Source organism: Variovorax paradoxus (assembly GCF_009498455.1).
Taxonomy (GTDB): domain Bacteria; phylum Pseudomonadota; class Gammaproteobacteria; order Burkholderiales; family Burkholderiaceae_C; genus Variovorax; species Variovorax paradoxus_H.
Genome location: NZ_CP045644.1, coordinates 5032425 through 5049356 on the forward strand (window position 1 = coordinate 5032425; position 16932 = coordinate 5049356).

The window sequence follows — 16932 nt, forward strand, 5'->3', positions numbered from 1 at the left end:
TAGCGTCAGGAGAAGGGGCTGGAAAACCCTAGATTTTAGGCCTTTGCGGCGGGTGTCTGCACGAGCACGGCGGCGGCGGTGCGATGGGAGGCCGTATCGACCAGCACCAGCGACCCCAGCGCACGCGATTGGGCGAACGGCAGAACGGCCAGCGGCTGCTGCAGCGCAAGCACCACGTCGCCGATGGCATTGGCCTCGAGCTGGGTCGCGGGCTCGGATTCGAGCGTCGTGATGTTCACGCGATCGACGATGCGCGCCACCTTGGCCTTGACCCAGCGATGGCCCTGCAGCGCCCAGTACACGCGGCCTGCGACCAGCGGCTCGTCGTCGAGCCAGGCCACCGTGGCGGTGATCTCGCGCACGGGCTCGAAGGCCTCGGGCGCCAGCAGCCAGTCGCCGCGCGACACGTCGAGTTCGCGGTCGAGCACGATGCCGGCGCTGTGGCCCGCGTGCACGCTCTTCGGCTGGCGCGTGTGGCTCAGCACCTGGGCCACGGTGGCGGTCTGGTTGCTCGGCAGCACGGTGACGCGCTGGCCGGGCTCCACATGGCCCGAGGCGACGCGGCCCCAGAACACGCGGCGGCCCTGCGAGGTGTCGGCCGAGGCCGAGAATTTTTCGACCCACTGCACCGGGAAGGCGAAGGGCACGGCTTCGTCCGGCGCGGTCACGGGCAGGTCTTCGAGCAGCTCGAGCAGGCTCGGGCCTTCGTAGCCGACCCAGTCGGCATGGCGCGTGGCCACGTTCCAGCCCTTGAGGGCCGAGATCGGCACGATGGCCGCGACCTTCACGCCGGCCGCTTCGGCAAAGGCGTTCAGCGCGGTCGAGATGCGCTCGAAGGCGAGGCCGGCGTCGTCGATGGCGTCGAGCTTGTTGACCGCGAACACGATCGACTGCACGCGCAGCAGGTTGGCCAGCAGCGTGTGGCGGCGCGTCTGCGGCAGCAGCTCGCGCTTGACCACGGTGCCGTCTTCGACCTCGGCGGCCCAGGCCAGCTTGGTGGCATCGACCAGCACCACGGCCGCGTCGGCGGCCGAGACGGCCGTGACCATGTTGCGCGTGTACTGCTCGTGGCCCGGCGCGTCGCCGATGATGAACTTGCGCTTGGCGGTCGAGAAGTAGCGGTAGGCCACGTCGATCGTGATGCCTTGCTCGCGCTCGGCCGAGAGGCCGTCGGTCAACAGGGCCAGGTCGGTTTCGCCGCCGCGCTGCACGCCGGCCAGCTGGTCTTGCAGCACGGTCTTGCTGTCGACCAGCAGGCGGCCGATGAGCGTGCTCTTGCCGTCATCGACCGAGCCGCAGGTGATGAAGCGCAGGGCGGTGCCGGTGTCGCCGTGGACATCGGACGTGGCAGGGGTTGCAATCGTTGCGCTCATCAGAAGTAACCGTCTTTCTTGCGTTTTTCCATCGAAGCTTCGGACGTCATGTCGTCCATGCGCGTGGCGCCGCGCTCGCTGACGTCGACCGTCAGCGTTTCCAGCACCACGTCGCCCGCGCCTGCGGCCAGGCTCTCGACCGGGCAGGTGGTCGTGATGTCGCCCACGGTGCGAAAGCGCACGTCGCGCACCTGCACGGTTTCGCCATCGCGCGGCGGCGTGAGTTCGGTCACGGGCACGAGCAGGCCGCGGCGCTCGACCACTTCACGCTTGTGCGTGTAGTAGATCGACGGCAGGCCGATGTTCTCGCGCTCGATGTATTGCCACACGTCGAGCTCGGTCCAGTTCGAGATCGGGAACACGCGAAAGTGCTCGCCCGGGGCCAGGCGCGTGTTGAACAGCGTCCACAGCTCGGGGCGCTGGTCCTTGGGTTGCCACTGGCCGAAGGCGTCGCGGTGCGAAAAGATGCGCTCCTTGGCGCGGGCCTTTTCTTCGTCGCGGCGCGCGCCGCCGATCAGCGCGTCGAAGCGGAATTCTTCGATCGCTTCGAGCAGCGTCACCGACTGGTGCGCGTTGCGCGATTCGCCCGGGTGCGCCAGGCGCACGGTGCCGCGCTTCATCGAGTCTTCGACGCTGCGCACGATGAGTTCGGCGCCCAGCTCCTGTGCGCGTTGGTCGCGGTAGGCCGTCACTTCGGGAAAGTTGTGGCCCGTGTCGATCATCAGCAGCGGGTAGGGAATGCGGCCGACGCCGAAGGCTTTTTCAGCGCACTTCAGCAGCACCAGCGAGTCCTTGCCGCCCGAGAACAGCAGGGTGGGGCGCTCGAAGGCGGCTGCCACTTCGCGCAGGATGAAAATGGTTTCTTCTTCCAGCGCGTCGAGGTGCGTGTTGGACAGGTTCGCGGGTGAATGCATGGGCGGCTGCAGCAGGTCGGCTTCGGTACGGGCGTTCATCGGATGGGGTCCTGGAGGCGGAGATCGATCGTTCAGTGCGACAGATGCAAGCCGCATTCGCGGTTGTCTTCGCCCTTGGTCGGGTCCACGTAATCGAAGTTGTTGGGCAGGCCGTTCGCTTCGCAGTATTCGTACAGCTCTTTGGACGACCAGTGCAGCAGCGGCGCAACCTTGATGAGGCCGTCCGGGTTGACGCTGACCGGGTCCATCTGCGCACGAACCGCCGTGTCGGTGGCCCGCAGTGCGGTGAACCAGACCTTCGGTGCCGTTTCGCGCAGGGCGCGGGCAAAGGGCTCCAGCTTCACTTCTTCGGTGAACGCGGCGTGGCGCGGATCGTCGAGCGCCGGCGTCGGGCCTTCGACCGCTTCGCGGTGCGCGCGCGAACGGCGCGGCAGGTAGATGTGCAAGTCCAGGCCCAGGAGCTTCGTCACCTCGTCGGCAAAACGGTAGGTGGCCTCGGTGTTGTAGCCGTTGTCCATCCAGACCACCGGAACGTCCCGCTTGGCGCGCGTGACCATGTGCAGGATCACGGCTTCAAACGGGCGGAAGTTGGTGGTGATGATCGCGGGCTGGCCCAGGCCGACGGCCCAGTCCACCAGGCCCGCGGCGTTGCGGCCGAGGTCGGTGTTGATGCGTGCGAAGTCGATGTCGGTGGCGATGCTCATGGGGCTCTCTTGTCTGCTCAGGCGCCGGCCACGAAGTGCGGCGCGGTCTTCACTGCATCGCCCTGGTAGAACGCGGCGAAGCGGTCGAACTGGCGCTGCGCGTCGGAGGCGTCCACGCCTTCCTTGAGCACGGCGCTGGAGAAGCCGGTGCGTTCCATCTGCACCAGCTGGTCGATCAGCACATCGCCGGTGGCGCGGATGTCGCCCGTGAAGCCGAGGCGACGGCGCAGCAGGAAGGCCTGGCTGTAGGCGCGGCCGTCGGTGAACTTGGGAAAGTTCAGGTCGATGCGCTCGATGTCGGCCAGGCAGACCTCGATGGCGAGCGGGTCGGCATCGTTGGCCAGTTGCAAAACCTTCGGGTCGCCGTCGTCGATGTGGTCTTCGGCGGCCAGGATGTTCAGAGTCTTTTTCATGCTGCTTCCTCCACCTTGAATCGCGCACCGTTGGCCGCGGCCTTGAACGGGTCGGGGCCGACGCGGCGCAGGGTGTCGATGAAGGTCTCGCCGTTTTCACGGGTGTCGCGGTAGGTGGTGAGTACGGCCTCGATCACGCCCGGCACTTCGGCCGCCGAGAACGAGGGGCCGACCACTTTGCCGGCCTGCGGTGCGCCGCTGAGCGCGGAGCCGTCGGAGCCGCCGAGGGTGACCTGGTACCACTCCTTGCCGTCCTTGTCGACGCCCAGGATGCCGATGTGGCCGCTGTGGTGGTGGCCGCACGAGTTGATGCAGCCGCTGATGTGCAGGTCGATCTCGCCCAGGTCGTCGAGCTCGTCGAGGTCCTGGTAGCGCTCGGTGATGGCTTCAGCGATGGGAATGGAGCGGGCGTTCGCCAGCGAGCAGAAATCGCCGCCGGGGCAGGCGATCATGTCGGTCAGCAGCTGCACGTTGGCGCTGGCGAAACCGGCGGCGCGGGCGGCGAGCCACAGCGCATGCAGGTCTTCGGCGTGCACCCAGGGCAGCACGATGTTCTGGTCGTGCGTCACGCGGGCTTCACCGGCCGAGAAGCGGTCGGCCAGCTCGGCGATGGTGTCGAGCTGGTCGCCCGAGGCGTCGCCGGGCGCCTGCTTGAGGCGCTTGAACGACAGCGTGACGGCGCGCAGCGCGGGGTTCTTGTGGGCGTCGACGTTGCGGGCGAGCCAGCGCGCGAACATGACGTCGTCGGCGGCGAAGGCGCGCAGTTCGGCATCGGTCTTCTCGGCGCTTTGCAGCACGCGGGTGGCCAGCGTCGGCGGCACGAAGGAGGCGGCCACGCGGTCGTACTCTTCCTGCGTGATGGTGTGCGGCGCGCCGTCGTGCTCGATGATCTGCTTGTACTCGGCCTCGACATCGTCGATGTAGCGCTGGCCTTCGGCCTTCACCAGGATCTTGATGCGCGCCTTGTAGATGTTGTCGCGGCGGCCATAGCGGTTGTAGACACGAATCACCGCTTCGAGGTAATTCATGATCTGCTGCCAGGGCAGGAACTCGCGCAGCACGGTGCCGATGATGGGCGTGCGGCCCATGCCGCCACCCACCTGCACGCGAAAGCCAATGTCGCCGGCTTCGTTCTTCACCACATGCAGGCCCACGTCGTGCCAGCCGGTGGCGGCGCGGTCTTCGGTGGCGCCGGTGATGGCGATCTTGAACTTGCGCGGCAAAAAGGCGAACTCAGGGTGCAGCGTGCTCCACTGGCGCATGATTTCCGCGAACGGACGCGGGTCGGCGATCTCGTCGACGGCAATGCCGGCGCGCTCGTCGCTCGTGATGTTGCGGATGCAGTTGCCGCTGGTCTGGATGCCGTGCATGTCGACCGAAGCCAGCAGGTCCATCACGTCGGCCGACTTGGCCAGCGGAATCCAGTTGTACTGGACGTTCTGGCGCGTCGTGAAGTGGGCGTAGTGGGTGGGCAGCTTGTGGCTGCCGAGCTGGCCCTGGATTTCGATGGCCTTGCGGTAGACCTCGGCTTCGGGCTCGTCGTATTCGCGGGCGATGCGGGCCAGCACGCGCAGCTGCTTGCTCGACAGCTCGCCGTACGGCACGGCCACGCGCAGCATCGGCGCGTAGCGCTGAACGTACCAGCCGTTTTGCAGGCGCAGGGGGCGGAACTCGTCCTCGTGCAGGCGGCCCTTTTGCCAGCGCTCGAGCTGGTCGCGGAACTGGGCAGCGCGTTGGTGAACGAACTGGCGATCGAATTCTGTGTATTGGTACATCGTGCGTGTGTGTCTTGAGGAAGTGCGGTGCCGATCGTGAAACGGGGCGCCCCAGCAAGAAGCCGAGATTCTGAAAGCGGGCCTTATGGAAACAAACTATTTTTTGGTTCGCGCCTTATCCGGATAAGCATATTCACCAGCATCCATGCGGGTTTCCGGACGATTGGATGCTTATTCCGGATAAGGCGCGGCCGCCCATGCGAGGCTGGCCGACCCGGGAATTCTAGGAACAGAACGAGGTTCGGGCAGGCGTGCGATTGGCCGCCGCACGTTGTGGCGGACGTTGCCTAAAGTTTTCACCCGGCCTGCCGATATCCAGCCATGGAGAGCCGCCACCGTGCCGCTCTTTTTTTTCCCGATTTCGACGGCGCTGCCCATGCCTTACGCCGTCGTTCCGTTCCCCTTGAGTTTCTGGAGTCCGATCATGTTCTTGAGCAATGTCTCAATTGGCAAGCGCCTCGCCCTCGTGCTGGGCACCATCCTGGCGCTGTTTCTCGCCACCAGCGTCGCGGCGGTGCTGAAGCTGCAGCAACTGAGCCTGGAGATCGACACCATGATCCAGGACAACGTCAAGACCGAGCGCGCGGGCTCCGACTGGCTGCGCCACACCACCTCGGGCGTGCAGCGCGCCGCCGCCATCGCCAAGAGCAGCGACGCCAGCCTGATCGATTACTTCGCACCCGCCACGGCCAAGTCGATCAAGGACACCAACGAGCTGCAGAAATTCATCGAGACCAAGCTGGTCAAGCCCGCGGAGCGCGAGCTGTTCGAGAAGGTCGGTAACCTGCGCAAGGCCTACCTGGCATCGCGGGAAGAAGTGAGCAAGCTCAAGCTGACGGGCGACCTGGCAGGCGCCAACCGCGCCTTCGACGCCCAGTTCCAGCCCACCTCCACCAGCTACCTGGCTGGCGTGCAGCAGGTGGTGGACATGCAGCGCGAGCAGCTCGACGCCGCCGCCGCCCGTGCCAACGACCTGCAGGCGCAGACCCGCACGCTGCTGATCGTCTGTTCCACCGTGAGCCTGGTGCTGGGCGCGCTGCTGGCCTGGCTGCTGGCCCGCAGCATCACGCAGCCGCTGCGCAGTGCCGAAGCCATTGCGCAGTCCATCGCCGACATGGACCTGACGGGTGCTCCTCAGTCGCGCTATGCCAGGGATGAAACGGGCCGCCTGTTGCACGCGCTCGACCTGATGCGTGCGGCCTTGCAAGGCTCGCTGTTGCAGGTGCACGGCGTGGTGATGACCGTTTCGACGGCCAGCACGCAGATCGCCATGGGCAACCAGGACCTGTCGTCGCGCACGGAAGCACAGGCCAGCGCGCTGGAGCAGACCGCCGCGTCGATCGAAGAGCTCACCTCGACCGTCAAGCAGAACGCCGACAACGCGCGCCAGGCCAACCAGCTGGCGACGTCCGCGTCGGAAGTGGCGGTGAAGGGCGGCAGCGTGGTGTCGCAAGTGGTCGACACCATGGGCTCGATCAACGCCTCGTCCAAGAAGATCGTCGACATCATCGGCGTGATCGACGGCATCGCCTTCCAGACCAACATCCTGGCGCTGAACGCGGCCGTCGAAGCGGCCCGTGCCGGCGATCAAGGCCGGGGCTTTGCGGTGGTGGCTTCCGAAGTGCGCAGCCTGGCGCAACGCTCGGCCGCTGCCGCCAAGGAAATCAAGACGCTGATCGGCAACTCCGTCGAAAAGGTCGAAGAGGGCAGCCGGCAGGTGGCCGATGCCGGCCGCACCATGGACGAGATCGTCGGCAGTGTGAAGCGCGTGACCGACATCATGGGCGAGATCAGTGCGGCGAGCCAGGAGCAGACCTCGGGCATCGAGCAGATCAACCAGGCCATCACGCAAATGGACCAGGCGACACAGCAGAATGCGGCGCTGGTCGAAGAGGCTTCGGCGGCGGCCCAGTCGCTTCAGGAGCAGGCGGGCAGCCTGTCGAAGATCGTCGGCGGGTTCAAGCTGGAACAGGGCGGCCGACGTGCGGCGCCGGCCCTGGGCTACGCCGGATAAGAGCGAGGTCGGGAAAGCGAGCCTGAGAAAGCGTCAGCGCAGCATCGCCGACATCGCCGAGCAGCAGTTCAGCATGCGCACCGCCGCTTCCACCGAGTCGGCGCTGAAGCGCAGCGTGACGCCATCGACGCGCTCGAAGCTTGGCCACTGGCAGAACAGGTCGGCCATCATCGGCGACTGGGTGCGCAGCGTGACGATCTGCGGGCCCTTGAAGACCAGCGGGCGGGCGTTGGCAGGCGCGGCCAGCGCTTCGATCACGCCAGCACGGATTGCCTGGCGCGATTGCTCCGGCGAGAGCGACACGCCGCTGTTGAAGCCGGTCGCCTTCTTGGTCTGCACAAAGGTCGCCTGCGGAAAGAGCGCCTGGTTCTCGGAGATGAACACGTCGTCGCCGCTGCCCATCACGACCGGCACGCCGTACTCGCCGGCCAACGCGCCGTAGAGGCCGGCCTCGCCGAGTTCCTGATCGCCGAGCGAGATGCTCGCGAAGGCGAAGCTGTTGATCGTGTGCGCGAGGATGCCGCGGCCCTGCGCGCGCGAGTGGTAGCCCACCATGCACAGCGCGTCCACACCTTCTTCCACGCCGGCCACCATGCTCAGGTAGCGCGGCTTGCCTTGCACGACACGGGCGCGTGCGTCGAGCACGTCGGGCGGCATGTTGCGAAAGCCGCCGTGCGAATCGTTCACCAGCACCTCGGTGGCGCCGGCGTCGAAAGCGCCGGCAATCGCGGCGTTGGCTTCCTGCGCCATCAGCACGCGGGCGCGTTCGTACTCGGGGTTGCCCTGGCGCGCCTGCTCGTGGTGGTAGACGCCCGCAACGCCTTCGATGTCGGTGGAGATCAGGACTTTCATGGACGTGTGTTCAGACGAGAGGTGAAAGGGACGACGCCGGCAGCAGATCGCCGAGCGCCGCGCGGTGGTTGCCGTCGCGGCCCGTGACCGGCGTGGCGCGCCACAGCGCATGAAGAATGGCCTGCTCGGTGCTGTCGGCCGCAGCCTGGAACAGCCCGTCGATGAGCGTGTCGTGCAGCATTGCGACGGCCGGCATGGGCCGGTCGGCGCGGTCGGGCACGGTGTAGGCCGTGGAAAACGCCAGCACGAGGTCGCCGCTGCCGTGGCCGAAGACCGAACCGGTGCGGGCCAACCCCGCGCCCGCGCGCAGTGCCACGCGGCGCAGCTGGCGCGCGTCGAGCGGCGCATCGGTGGCAACGACGATGATGATCGAGCCCTTCTCGGGCTCCGACGATTCCTCTGACGCCCGCTGTAGTGCCGCGAGCCGTTCGCCCACCGCATGTCCGGCCAGCACCAGCTGCGGCTGGCGTCCGTAGTTCGCGAGCACCAGCGCGCCGACCGTGTACGTCGTGCCGTCGGCCATCGTGACGCGGCGCGAGGCACTGCCGATGCCGCCCTTGAGCTGGAAGCTCGACATGCCGCGCCCCGCGCCGACCGAGCCCTGCGCAAAGTCCGCATCTGTAGCGGCCAGCGCTTCCAGGTAGTCGGCCTCGGTCACGGCCAGCCGCTGGATGTCGTTGAGAAAACCGTCGTTGCACTCGAAGACCAGCGGGTTCACCGTGGGCAGCGCGCGGCCCGTCTCGGGGTTGGCCGCCGCGCAGTCGCGGATCTGCGCCGTGGCCACGGTGCCCACCGAGAAGGTGTTGGTCAGCGCGATCGGCGTTTCCAGCACGCCGAGTTCGGCCAGCTGCACCAGCCCCACGCTCTTGCCGAAGCCGTTGAGCACCACGGCCGCGGCCGGCACCTTGTCGCGGAACGGATCGCCCGCGTGCGGACGGATCACGGTCACGCCGGTCTGCACCGGACCGTCGGCCAGCGTGCGGTGGCCGACCGTGACGCCCGCGACGTCGGTGATGGCGTCGCGTGTGCCCGCAGGCAGGGTGCCGATGAAGGGCAGGGAGGTCGTCGAGGCCATGAAGAGAGCGAAGAACTTACTGGCGGTCGATCTTCGGATCGAGCGCGTCGCGCAGGGCGTCGCCCAGCAGGTTGAAGGCCAGCACGGTGAAGAAGATGGCCAGGCTCGGGAACAGCGCGACGTGCGGCGAGGTCACCATGTCGGCGCGCGCTTCGTTGAGCATCGCACCCCACTCGGGCGTCGGCGGCTGCGCGCCCATGCCGAGGAACGACAGGCTGGCCGCCGTGATGATCGAGGTGCCCACGCGCATCGAGAAGTACACGACGATCGACGAGATCGTGCCCGGCAGGATGTGCCGCACGATGATGGTCCAGTCGGACGCGCCGATGCTGCGCTCGGCCTCGATGTAGGTCTGCTGCTTGAGCACCAGCGTGTTGCCGCGCACGAGGCGCGCAAAGGCGGGCACGCTGAACACCGACACCGCCACCACCACGTTGGTCATGCTGCTGCCCAGGATGGCCACCACGCCCAGCGCCAGCAGGATGCCGGGGAAGGCGAACAGCACGTCCGAGATGCGCATCACGATGCGGTCCCACCAGCCTTCGTAGTAGCCCGCCAGCAGGCCGAAGGCCGTGCCGATGAAGCCGCCCACCAGCACCGACAGAAAGCCGGCCGCCAGCGAGATGCGCGTGCCCGCCAGGATGCGGCTGAAGATGTCGCGGCCCAGCGGATCGACGCCGAACCAGTGCGTGGCCGACGGCCCGCTGTTCAGCATGTCGTAGTCGAAGAAGTTCTCGGGGTCGAAGGGCACGATCCACGGTGCGAACACCGCGACGAACACCAGCAGCCCCACGAAGATGGCCGCGACGATGCCCACGGGCTGCTTCTTGAAGCGGCGCCAGCATTCGCCCCAGGGCGTGCGGACCTTGCCCGCGGTTTGCACCACGGCCACGGGAGAAAGAGGAACGATGGATTCGGCAGACACGCCGGAAGCTTGCGTCATGGCTGCGTGCTCACTTGTAGCGAATGGTCGGGTTGATGTAGCCATAGAGCACATCGACCACGAGGTTGATCAGGATGAATTCGAGCGAGAACAGCAGCACCAGCGTCTGGATCACGGGGTAGTCGCGCATCTGCACGGCGTCGACCAGCAGGCGGCCCAGGCCGGGCCAGTTGAACACCGCCTCCACAAGAATGGAGCCGCCCAGCAGAAAGCCGAACTGCAGGCCCATCATCGTGACCACCGGGATCAGCGCGTTGCGCAGGCAGTGCTTGATGATCACCGTGCGCTCGCGCACACCCTTGGCGCGCGCGGTGCGCACAAAATCTTCCTGGATCACCTCGACGAACGAGGCGCGCGTGAAGCGGGCCATCACGGCGGCCACTGCGGCGCCCAACGTGATCGAGGGCAGGATGTAGTGCTGCCAGGTCGCGGCGCCCACCGTGGGCAGCCAGCCGAGCTGCACCGAGAAGATCTGCATGAGCAGCATGCCCAGTGCAAATGCGGGGAATGAGATGCCCGACACCGCCAGCGTCATGCCGATGCGGTCGGGCCATTGGTTGCGGAACACGGCCGACACGATGCCGATGCCCATGCCGAAAATCACCGCCCACACCATGCTGGTGATGGTCAGCATCACCGTCGGGAAAAAGCGCTCGGCAATTTCCGTCGACACCGGCCGCCGCGTGCGGATCGAGGTGCCGAAGTCGCCCTGCACCATGTGGGTGAAGAAGCTCACGAACTGCTGCGGCAGCGGCTTGTCGAGCCCGAGGTCCGCGCGCACCATGGCCACGGTCTGCTCGTCGGCATCCTGGCCGGCGGCAAGGCGCGCCGGGTCGCCGGGGAGCATGTGGACGAACAGGAACACCAGCACTGCCACGATGAGCAGTGTCGGGATCAGGCCCAACAGTCGTTTGAGGAAGTAATTCAGCATGGGGAACAGGCAGTCAAATCCTCATTCGGGGAACACCGCGGAACCGGCTTTGCCGGGCCGCAGGTGTTGCCCCCGGTGAGGGGGTTGGCGTAGCGACACGAAGTGCGCGAAGCCTGGGGGAGGTCTTAGTTAGACACCGACATGGCGTCGATGTTGATGTTGGCGTCGGGCATCACGAACACACCCGACAGGCGCTTGGCGTGCGCCGACAGGTTCTGCTCGGTGACCAGCGGCACGCGCGGCAGGTCCTTGCGGATCTCGTCCTGCGCGGTCTTGTACAGCGCGGCCTTTTCCTTGTCGTCCACGGTGATCAGCGCCTTGGCGATGGCGCCGTCGACCACGTCGCTCTTGTAGAACGACATGTTGTTGAGCTTCGGTGCCCACGACTCCGAAGCGAACAGCGGGCGCAGGCCCCAGTCGGCTTCACCGGTCGACGACGACCAGCCCGTGTAGTACATGCGGACCTTGGCCGTCTTCGGATCGGGCCAGGCATCGACCATCTCGGTGCGCTGGCCCACTTCGAGCGCCTGCACCTGCAGCTTGATGCCCACCTGTGCGAGCTGCTGCTGCACGAACTGGATCGTCTTCTGGCTGGTCGTGTTGTTGTAGGCGCTCCACAGCACCGACTCGAAGCCGTTCGGGTAGCCGGCTTCGGCCAGCAGGGCCTTGGCCTTCTTCACGTCGTAGGGAATGGGTGCCATCTTCTCGGCGAACTTCACGCCCTGGGGCATCACGCCCTGTGCGGGGAAGGCGTAGCCGCCGAAGGCCACCTTCGACAGCGCTTCCTTGTTGATGGCGTAGCCGATGGCTTCGCGCACCTTCGGGTTGTCATACGGCTTTTGCAGCATGTTGAAGGCCAGGAAGCGCGTGATGATCGAGGGCGAGGCCACCACTTCGAGCTTGTCGCTCTTCTTCAGCAGTTCGGCCTGCTCGTAGGGAATGGGGAAGGCAAAGTCGGCCTCGCCGGTCTGCAGCATCGCGGCGCGCGTGTTGTTCTCGAGCACCGGCTTCCATTGCAGGTTGTCGATCTTCGGGAAGCCTTTCTTCCAGTAGCCGTCGAACTTCTTGGCCTTGACGGCGTCGGTCTGCTTCCACTCGACGAACTCGAAGGGGCCCGTGCCCACGGGGTGGAAAGCGATGTCCTTGTTGCCCCACTTCTTCAGCGCGGTGGGCGAGATCATGGCGGCCGAGGCGTGGGCCAGCGAGTTGATGAAGGGGCCGAAGGGCTCCTTCAGCGTGATGCGCACGGTGGTCGGGTTCAGCGCTTCGACCTTGCCGACGCGGTTGAACTGGTTGTAGCGCAGCAGCTTGTTGTCCTGGTTCAGCACGCGGTCGAGCGTGACCTTCACGGCTTCGGCGTTGAAGTCGGTGCCGTCGTGGAACTTGACGCCGCTGCGCAGCTTGATCGTGTAGACCAGGCCGTCCTTCGACACTTCGTAGCCCTCGGCGAGCACGTTCTGGACCTTCAGGTCCTTGTCGAACTGGAACAGGCCTTCATAGAAGGTCTTGGTCACGGCCGTGGTGATGGTCGTGTTGGTGTTGTACGGGTCCAGCGTTTCCGGCTGGTAGCCGATGGCCAGCACCACGTCTTTGGCAGCCAGTGCCGAGCCCGAGGCGGCCAGCGCGGCCAGGCCCAGCAGTGCGGATGCCCAGCGCAGGGAGGAAGAAGATTGCTTCATGGAAGAACTCCAGTCGGTTCGTGGAAAAAATGCAGGGGGCCTGCGGGTGAAAAAACGGTTCGGATTCGGAAGATCAGAAGGCGCCGCCAATGGCGTGCCGTGCGACGAAGTGGCCGGGTGCCACCTGCACCAGCGGCGGCACGTCGGGCTCGTCGCCCACGGCGCGGATCGGGCTGGGAATCTCGCCTTCGAGCAGCGCGCGCGGCTTGTGGCGGCGCGACGGGTCGGCCACCGGCACGGCGGCCATCAGCTTGCGCGTGTAGGCGTGCTGCGGCGCTTCGAACACGGCGCGGCGCGGGCCGATTTCGACGATCTGGCCCAGGTACATCACGGCCACGCGGTGGCTGATGCGTTCGACCACGGCCATGTCGTGGGAGATGAAGAGAAACGCCACGCCCAGCTCGCGCTGCAGGTCGAGCATCAGGTTGACGATCTGCGCCTGGATGGACACGTCGAGCGCCGACACCGATTCGTCCGCCACCACCACCTTCGGGTTCAGTGCGAGCGCGCGCGCAATCGCGATGCGCTGGCGCTGGCCGCCCGAGAACTCGTGCGGGTAGCGCTGCGCCACCTCGGGCGGCAGGCCGACCTTCTGCAGCAGCCAGTCGACGCGCTGCTGCGCCTCGGCGCCCTTGGCGATGCCGTGGATGAGCAGCGGCTCCATGATCGAGAAGCCCACCGTCACGCGCGGGTCGAGCGACGCGAACGGGTCCTGGAAGATGAACTGGATGTTGCGGCGCAGCGCCTGCAGCTCGCGCGTGGGCAGCTCGCGGATGTTCTTGCCGCCGAACTCGATCGCGCCGCTCTGGCTCTCGACCAGGCGCAGCAACGAGCGGCCCGTGGTCGATTTGCCGCAGCCCGATTCGCCGACCAGCGCCAGCGTTTCGCCGGGGTACAGGTCGAAGCTGATCTTTTCCACGGCATGCACGCGGCGCTTCACGCGGCCGAAGATGCCGCTGCGCACGTCGAAGCGCGTCACGAGGTCGCGCACGCGCAGGATCGGGCCGGCGTCTTCGCGCACGGTGGTCTGCGGCGTGGTGTTGGTGCAGGGCACGGTCTCGGTGCTGCCTTCGGTGCGCAGCAACTCGAACTTGGCCGGCAGGTCGGTGCCCTGCATCGCGCCCAGCTTGGGCACGGCCGACAGCAGCGCCTTGGTGTACGGGTGCTGCGGCGACGCGAACACCTGGTCGGAGGTGCCGGCTTCGACCTTGTCGCCGCGGTACATCACAAGCACGCGGTCGGCAATTTCGGCCACCACGCCCATGTCGTGCGTGATGAAGAGCACGCCCATGCGCATCTCTTTCTGCAGCTCGCGGATGAGCTGAAGAATCTGCGCCTGGATCGTCACGTCGAGCGCGGTGGTGGGCTCATCGGCAATCAGCAACTGCGGCTTGCACGACAGCGCCATCGCGATCATCACGCGCTGGCGCATGCCGCCCGACAGCTGGTGCGGAAAGCGGTCGAGCACGTTGCGTGCTTCAGGAATGCGCACGAGCTCCAGCATGCGCAGCGCCTCGGCGCGTGCGGCCGAATTGCTCTTGCCTTGGTGGATGCGGATGGCCTCGGCGATCTGGTCGCCGGCGGTGAACACCGGGTTCAGCGAGGTCATCGGCTCCTGAAAAATCATGGCGATGTCCGCGCCGCGGATGCCGCGCATCGTGCTGTCGCGTGCCTGCGCCAGGTCGAGCACGTCGCCGTTGCGCCGGCGGAAGGCCATGCTGCCGCCGAGGATGCGACCGCCGCCGTGCTCCACCAGCCGCATCAGCGCGAGCGAGGTCACCGACTTGCCCGACCCCGATTCACCCACCACCGCGAGCGTTTCGCCGTGGTCGACGTGGAAGGACAGATTCTTGACGGCATCGACGGTGCGCTCGGACGTCGAGAAGCGCACGGTGAGGTCGTCGACGGCGAGGACGCGGCCGTCGGGCAGATTCAGGGCAGGGGAAGACATGGCGGGTGCGGGAGAAAAGAGGAGCAGATGCGTCAGGCGAAGATGGCCGTCACCGGGGCTTCATCGCCGCGCGCGTGGCCGCGGTACATGCCTTCGGTGTTGAAGGCCAGGCTCAGGTTGCCGTGGCGGTCGACGGCGATCAGACCGCCGGTGCCGCCGATGGCGGGCAGCGATTGGTGCACCACGGCGTGCGCGGCGGCTGCTAGCGTGGCGCCGCCGTAGGCCATGCGCGCGCAGATGTCGTGCGCGGCTGCGACGCGGATGAACATTTCGCCGCTGCCGGTGCACGAGATGGCGGCGGTGCGGTCGTCGGCATACGTGCCCGAACCGATGAGCGGCGAATCGCCGACGCGGCCGACGCGCTTGTTGGTCATGCCGCCGGTCGAGGTGGCGGCGGCCAGGTGGCCGTGCATGTCGAGCGCCACGGCGCCGACGGTGCCGAACTTCTTGTCTTCGTCCAGCGGCGGCTTGGTCATGGCGGCGCCTTCGTGGTCGGTGACCACACGGCCCGTGTCGCGCACGCGGTACAACTGCTGGCGGCGTGCGTCGGTCGAGAAGAAGAAAGGCTCGACCATCTCCAGGCCGCGGTCGCGCGCAAAGGCTTCTGCGCCCGCGCCGGCCAGCAGCACATGGGCGCCGTCTTCGAGCACGGCACGCGCGGCGCGCACCGGGCGGCGCACGTGGCTCACGCCTGCAATGGCGCCGGCCGCGAGCGTGGCACCGTCCATCACGGCGGCGTCGAGCTCGTGCGTTTCTTCGTGCGTGAACACCGCGCCGTAGCCGGCGTTGAAGAGCGGGCAGTCTTCGAGCATCTCGACCGCGAGGCAGGTGGCGTCGAGCGCCGACATGCCCTTGAGCAGCGCGGCCTGCGCGGCGCGCACGATGGTCTGCAGCGCGTCGTGATACGCCTGCGCCTGCTCGGGGTTGGTCGTCGAGGCGCTGATGGTGCCGGCGCCGCCGTGGATGGCGATGACGGGCGTGACGTTCTTCATCGGGAAGCTTTCTTCTTTTTCTTGCCGGCGTCGGAAGCGACGGCGGCGGGGAGGGGAGGCATCGAGACCTGGCCGCGCGCATGGCCCTGGCCCAGCCCGCCATGCAGCCACGGGCGCACTGCTTGCAGGATGCGGCCGGCCGACTGCGCCGCGCCGGGCGCGCGCAGGGCGACCGCGCTGGTCAGTGCCTCGATCAGCGCGAGCACGCTGGTCTCGCAGTTGGGGCGGTAGCTGGTTTCGGTCTGGCAATAGAGCACCACGTCGGCCAGCGGCGCGAGGGGCGAACTGGGGCGATCGGTCAGCGCGAGCACCGCGCAGCCCTGGCTGCGCGCGATCTGCGCCAGCGCCACCGTGTCGGTCAGGTAGCGCGGAAAGGTGAGGCCGATGAACAGGTCCTGCGGGCCCGAGTGCATCAGCGAGCGCGCCGAATGCGTCACGCCGCTCACGCTGGAGAGCATGCGCACGTCGTTGCACGAACCGTCGAGCCCGTGCTGCAGCAACCCCGCGAGCCATGCGCTGGCGCCGAAGCCGCCGATGTAGATCGAGCGCGCCTTCAGGATGCGCTGCACCGCGGCTTCGCAGGCGGCGTAGTCGAGCGACTGGCGTGTGGCTTCGATGTTGCGGCGGCTCTCGTCGAGCGCCGTGGCAAACACCTCGGCCACCGTGGTCGGACGCTCCAGGTTGCCGCGCAGCCGCTCGACCGGCGCTACCAGCGACTCGAAGCCGCGCACGAGCTCGGCGCGGAAGGCGGCGTAGCCGTCGAACTCCAGCGCGCGCGCAAACCGGTTGGCCGTGGCGACCGACACGCCCGCCGCAGCGGCGAGCTCATCGATCGGCAGCGTCGCGACCTGCAGCGGGTGCTCGAGCACGAAGTCAGCCACCTGCCGGTGCGAACGCGTCAACCGCGGCAGCGCCTGCGCAATGCGCTGGGCCACGGTGGTGCCTGGGGTGTCGACGTTGGTGCTCATGGGGCGGGCGATGCACCTGGGTGGGTGCGGGTGATGAAAATCGGTTTACAAATATATGACAGATATGAAAATTTTCTGTCATTTCCGATCGATATCGCAAGTAGCGGGCCAGGAGCGAGGGGCTTTGGCGAGCACGCGATCGGGCGTGTTTCCCTTGCGGGGCGGCGTGTTCGGGGCTGTTGGGGCGCGACGTTCAGGGATTACCCTGATGTTGTCTTTTCATCCCTTGGGCGGGGTCTGGCGCGTTGAAAACGAACGAATTAACTGCGGTGCCCGGGTCGCATGGCGACATTGACGGCCTTCTGGTCAGCCCTGAGTATCCCGAGCGGCGCGTCTTGCGTCGGGGAA

At 67.0% G+C, this 16932-nt stretch carries 14 protein-coding genes; 1 reads left to right on the top strand and 13 read right to left on the bottom strand.

Going from position 1 to position 16932, the window contains the following annotated elements:
- Nucleotides 1–35 precede the first annotated feature (35 nt).
- From GFK26_RS23165 to GFK26_RS23185, 5 genes are read right to left on the bottom strand one after another with little or no spacing between them, the layout of a single operon-like run.
- Entirely contained in the window at nt 36–1373 is a 1338-nt protein-coding gene (locus tag GFK26_RS23165) for a sulfate adenylyltransferase subunit 1 (RefSeq protein ID WP_153284041.1), read from the bottom strand.
- Nucleotides 1373–2326, bottom strand: a complete 954-nt coding sequence (gene cysD, locus GFK26_RS23170) for a sulfate adenylyltransferase subunit CysD (protein WP_153284042.1) — start codon at nt 2324–2326, stop codon at nt 1373–1375. Before cysD ends, GFK26_RS23165 begins: the two co-directional genes overlap by 1 nt.
- Nucleotides 2327–2358: 32 nt before the next feature.
- Nucleotides 2359–2991 carry a phosphoadenosine phosphosulfate reductase family protein gene (locus tag GFK26_RS23175; protein ID WP_153284043.1) on the bottom strand — a complete coding sequence of 211 codons (633 nt, stop codon included), beginning with the start codon at nt 2989–2991 and terminating at the stop codon, nt 2359–2361.
- A gap of 17 nt (nt 2992–3008) precedes the next feature.
- Nucleotides 3009–3404: a DUF934 domain-containing protein gene (locus GFK26_RS23180; protein WP_153284044.1), complete on the bottom strand. Its 396-nt coding sequence runs from the start codon at nt 3402–3404 to the stop codon at nt 3009–3011.
- Complete coding sequence (locus tag GFK26_RS23185; protein WP_153284045.1) at nt 3401–5179, bottom strand: nitrite/sulfite reductase; 1779 nt, start codon at nt 5177–5179, stop codon at nt 3401–3403. The genes GFK26_RS23180 and GFK26_RS23185 overlap by 4 nt, the downstream gene beginning before the upstream one ends.
- Before the next feature lie 424 nt (nt 5180–5603).
- Here GFK26_RS23185 and GFK26_RS23190 point away from each other — a divergent pair, with 424 nt between their 5' ends.
- Nucleotides 5604–7193: a methyl-accepting chemotaxis protein gene (locus tag GFK26_RS23190; RefSeq protein WP_153284046.1), complete on the top strand. Its 1590-nt coding sequence runs from the start codon at nt 5604–5606 to the stop codon at nt 7191–7193.
- A 33-nt stretch (nt 7194–7226) separates the two neighbouring features.
- On the opposite strand, the gene GFK26_RS23195 is transcribed toward GFK26_RS23190, so the two are convergent.
- From GFK26_RS23195 to GFK26_RS23230, 8 genes are all read right to left on the bottom strand, one after another.
- Nucleotides 7227–8045: a M55 family metallopeptidase gene (locus GFK26_RS23195; protein ID WP_153284047.1), complete on the bottom strand. Its 819-nt coding sequence runs from the start codon at nt 8043–8045 to the stop codon at nt 7227–7229.
- Between the two features lie 10 nt (nt 8046–8055).
- Nucleotides 8056–9120, bottom strand: coding sequence for a P1 family peptidase (locus GFK26_RS23200; protein ID WP_153284048.1), 1065 nt, complete (start codon nt 9118–9120; stop codon nt 8056–8058).
- 16 nt (nt 9121–9136) lie between these two features.
- Nucleotides 9137–10063: a glutathione ABC transporter permease GsiD gene (gene gsiD, locus GFK26_RS23205; protein WP_153284049.1), complete on the bottom strand. Its 927-nt coding sequence runs from the start codon at nt 10061–10063 to the stop codon at nt 9137–9139.
- Between the two features lie 10 nt (nt 10064–10073).
- Nucleotides 10074–10994 (bottom strand): glutathione ABC transporter permease GsiC, encoded by a 921-nt coding sequence (gsiC, locus tag GFK26_RS23210; protein ID WP_099789688.1) that lies wholly within the window; start codon nt 10992–10994, stop codon nt 10074–10076.
- Between the two features lie 125 nt (nt 10995–11119).
- Nucleotides 11120–12673 carry a glutathione ABC transporter substrate-binding protein GsiB gene (gsiB, locus tag GFK26_RS23215; protein ID WP_153284050.1) on the bottom strand — a complete coding sequence of 518 codons (1554 nt, stop codon included), beginning with the start codon at nt 12671–12673 and terminating at the stop codon, nt 11120–11122.
- A gap of 73 nt (nt 12674–12746) precedes the next feature.
- Complete coding sequence (locus tag GFK26_RS23220) at nt 12747–14624, bottom strand: dipeptide ABC transporter ATP-binding protein (RefSeq protein WP_153284051.1); 1878 nt, start codon at nt 14622–14624, stop codon at nt 12747–12749.
- A 32-nt stretch (nt 14625–14656) separates the two neighbouring features.
- The gene (locus GFK26_RS23225; RefSeq protein ID WP_153284052.1) at nt 14657–15616 is read right to left on the bottom strand and encodes an isoaspartyl peptidase/L-asparaginase family protein; all 960 of its coding nucleotides are present in this window, start codon (nt 15614–15616) and stop codon (nt 14657–14659) included.
- A complete protein-coding gene (locus GFK26_RS23230) occupies nt 15613–16584 on the bottom strand; it encodes a MurR/RpiR family transcriptional regulator (RefSeq protein ID WP_153284053.1) in 972 nt (323 codons plus the stop codon). Before GFK26_RS23230 ends, GFK26_RS23225 begins: the two co-directional genes overlap by 4 nt.
- Nucleotides 16585–16932 lie beyond the last annotated feature (348 nt).

Bases quoted from the DNA above. Each gene is read 5' to 3' on its own strand.
- GFK26_RS23220 (WP_153284051.1), bottom strand. From the start codon at position 14,624: ATGTCTTCCCCTGCCCTGAATCTGCCCGACGGCCGCGTCCTCGCCGTC.
- GFK26_RS23165 (WP_153284041.1), bottom strand. From the start codon at position 1,373: ATGAGCGCAACGATTGCAACCCCTGCCACGTCCGATGTCCACGGCGAC.
- GFK26_RS23185 (WP_153284045.1), bottom strand. From the start codon at position 5,179: ATGTACCAATACACAGAATTCGATCGCCAGTTCGTTCACCAACGCGCT.
- GFK26_RS23180 (WP_153284044.1), bottom strand. From the start codon at position 3,404: ATGAAAAAGACTCTGAACATCCTGGCCGCCGAAGACCACATCGACGAC.
- cysD (WP_153284042.1), bottom strand. From the start codon at position 2,326: ATGAACGCCCGTACCGAAGCCGACCTGCTGCAGCCGCCCATGCATTCA.
- GFK26_RS23200 (WP_153284048.1), bottom strand. From the start codon at position 9,120: ATGGCCTCGACGACCTCCCTGCCCTTCATCGGCACCCTGCCTGCGGGC.
- gsiB (WP_153284050.1), bottom strand. From the start codon at position 12,673: ATGAAGCAATCTTCTTCCTCCCTGCGCTGGGCATCCGCACTGCTGGGC.
- GFK26_RS23195 (WP_153284047.1), bottom strand. From the start codon at position 8,045: ATGAAAGTCCTGATCTCCACCGACATCGAAGGCGTTGCGGGCGTCTAC.
- GFK26_RS23225 (WP_153284052.1), bottom strand. From the start codon at position 15,616: ATGAAGAACGTCACGCCCGTCATCGCCATCCACGGCGGCGCCGGCACC.
- GFK26_RS23190 (WP_153284046.1), top strand. From the start codon at position 5,604: ATGTTCTTGAGCAATGTCTCAATTGGCAAGCGCCTCGCCCTCGTGCTG.
- gsiC (WP_099789688.1), bottom strand. From the start codon at position 10,994: ATGCTGAATTACTTCCTCAAACGACTGTTGGGCCTGATCCCGACACTG.
- gsiD (WP_153284049.1), bottom strand. From the start codon at position 10,063: ATGACGCAAGCTTCCGGCGTGTCTGCCGAATCCATCGTTCCTCTTTCT.
- GFK26_RS23175 (WP_153284043.1), bottom strand. From the start codon at position 2,991: ATGAGCATCGCCACCGACATCGACTTCGCACGCATCAACACCGACCTC.
- GFK26_RS23230 (WP_153284053.1), bottom strand. From the start codon at position 16,584: ATGAGCACCAACGTCGACACCCCAGGCACCACCGTGGCCCAGCGCATT.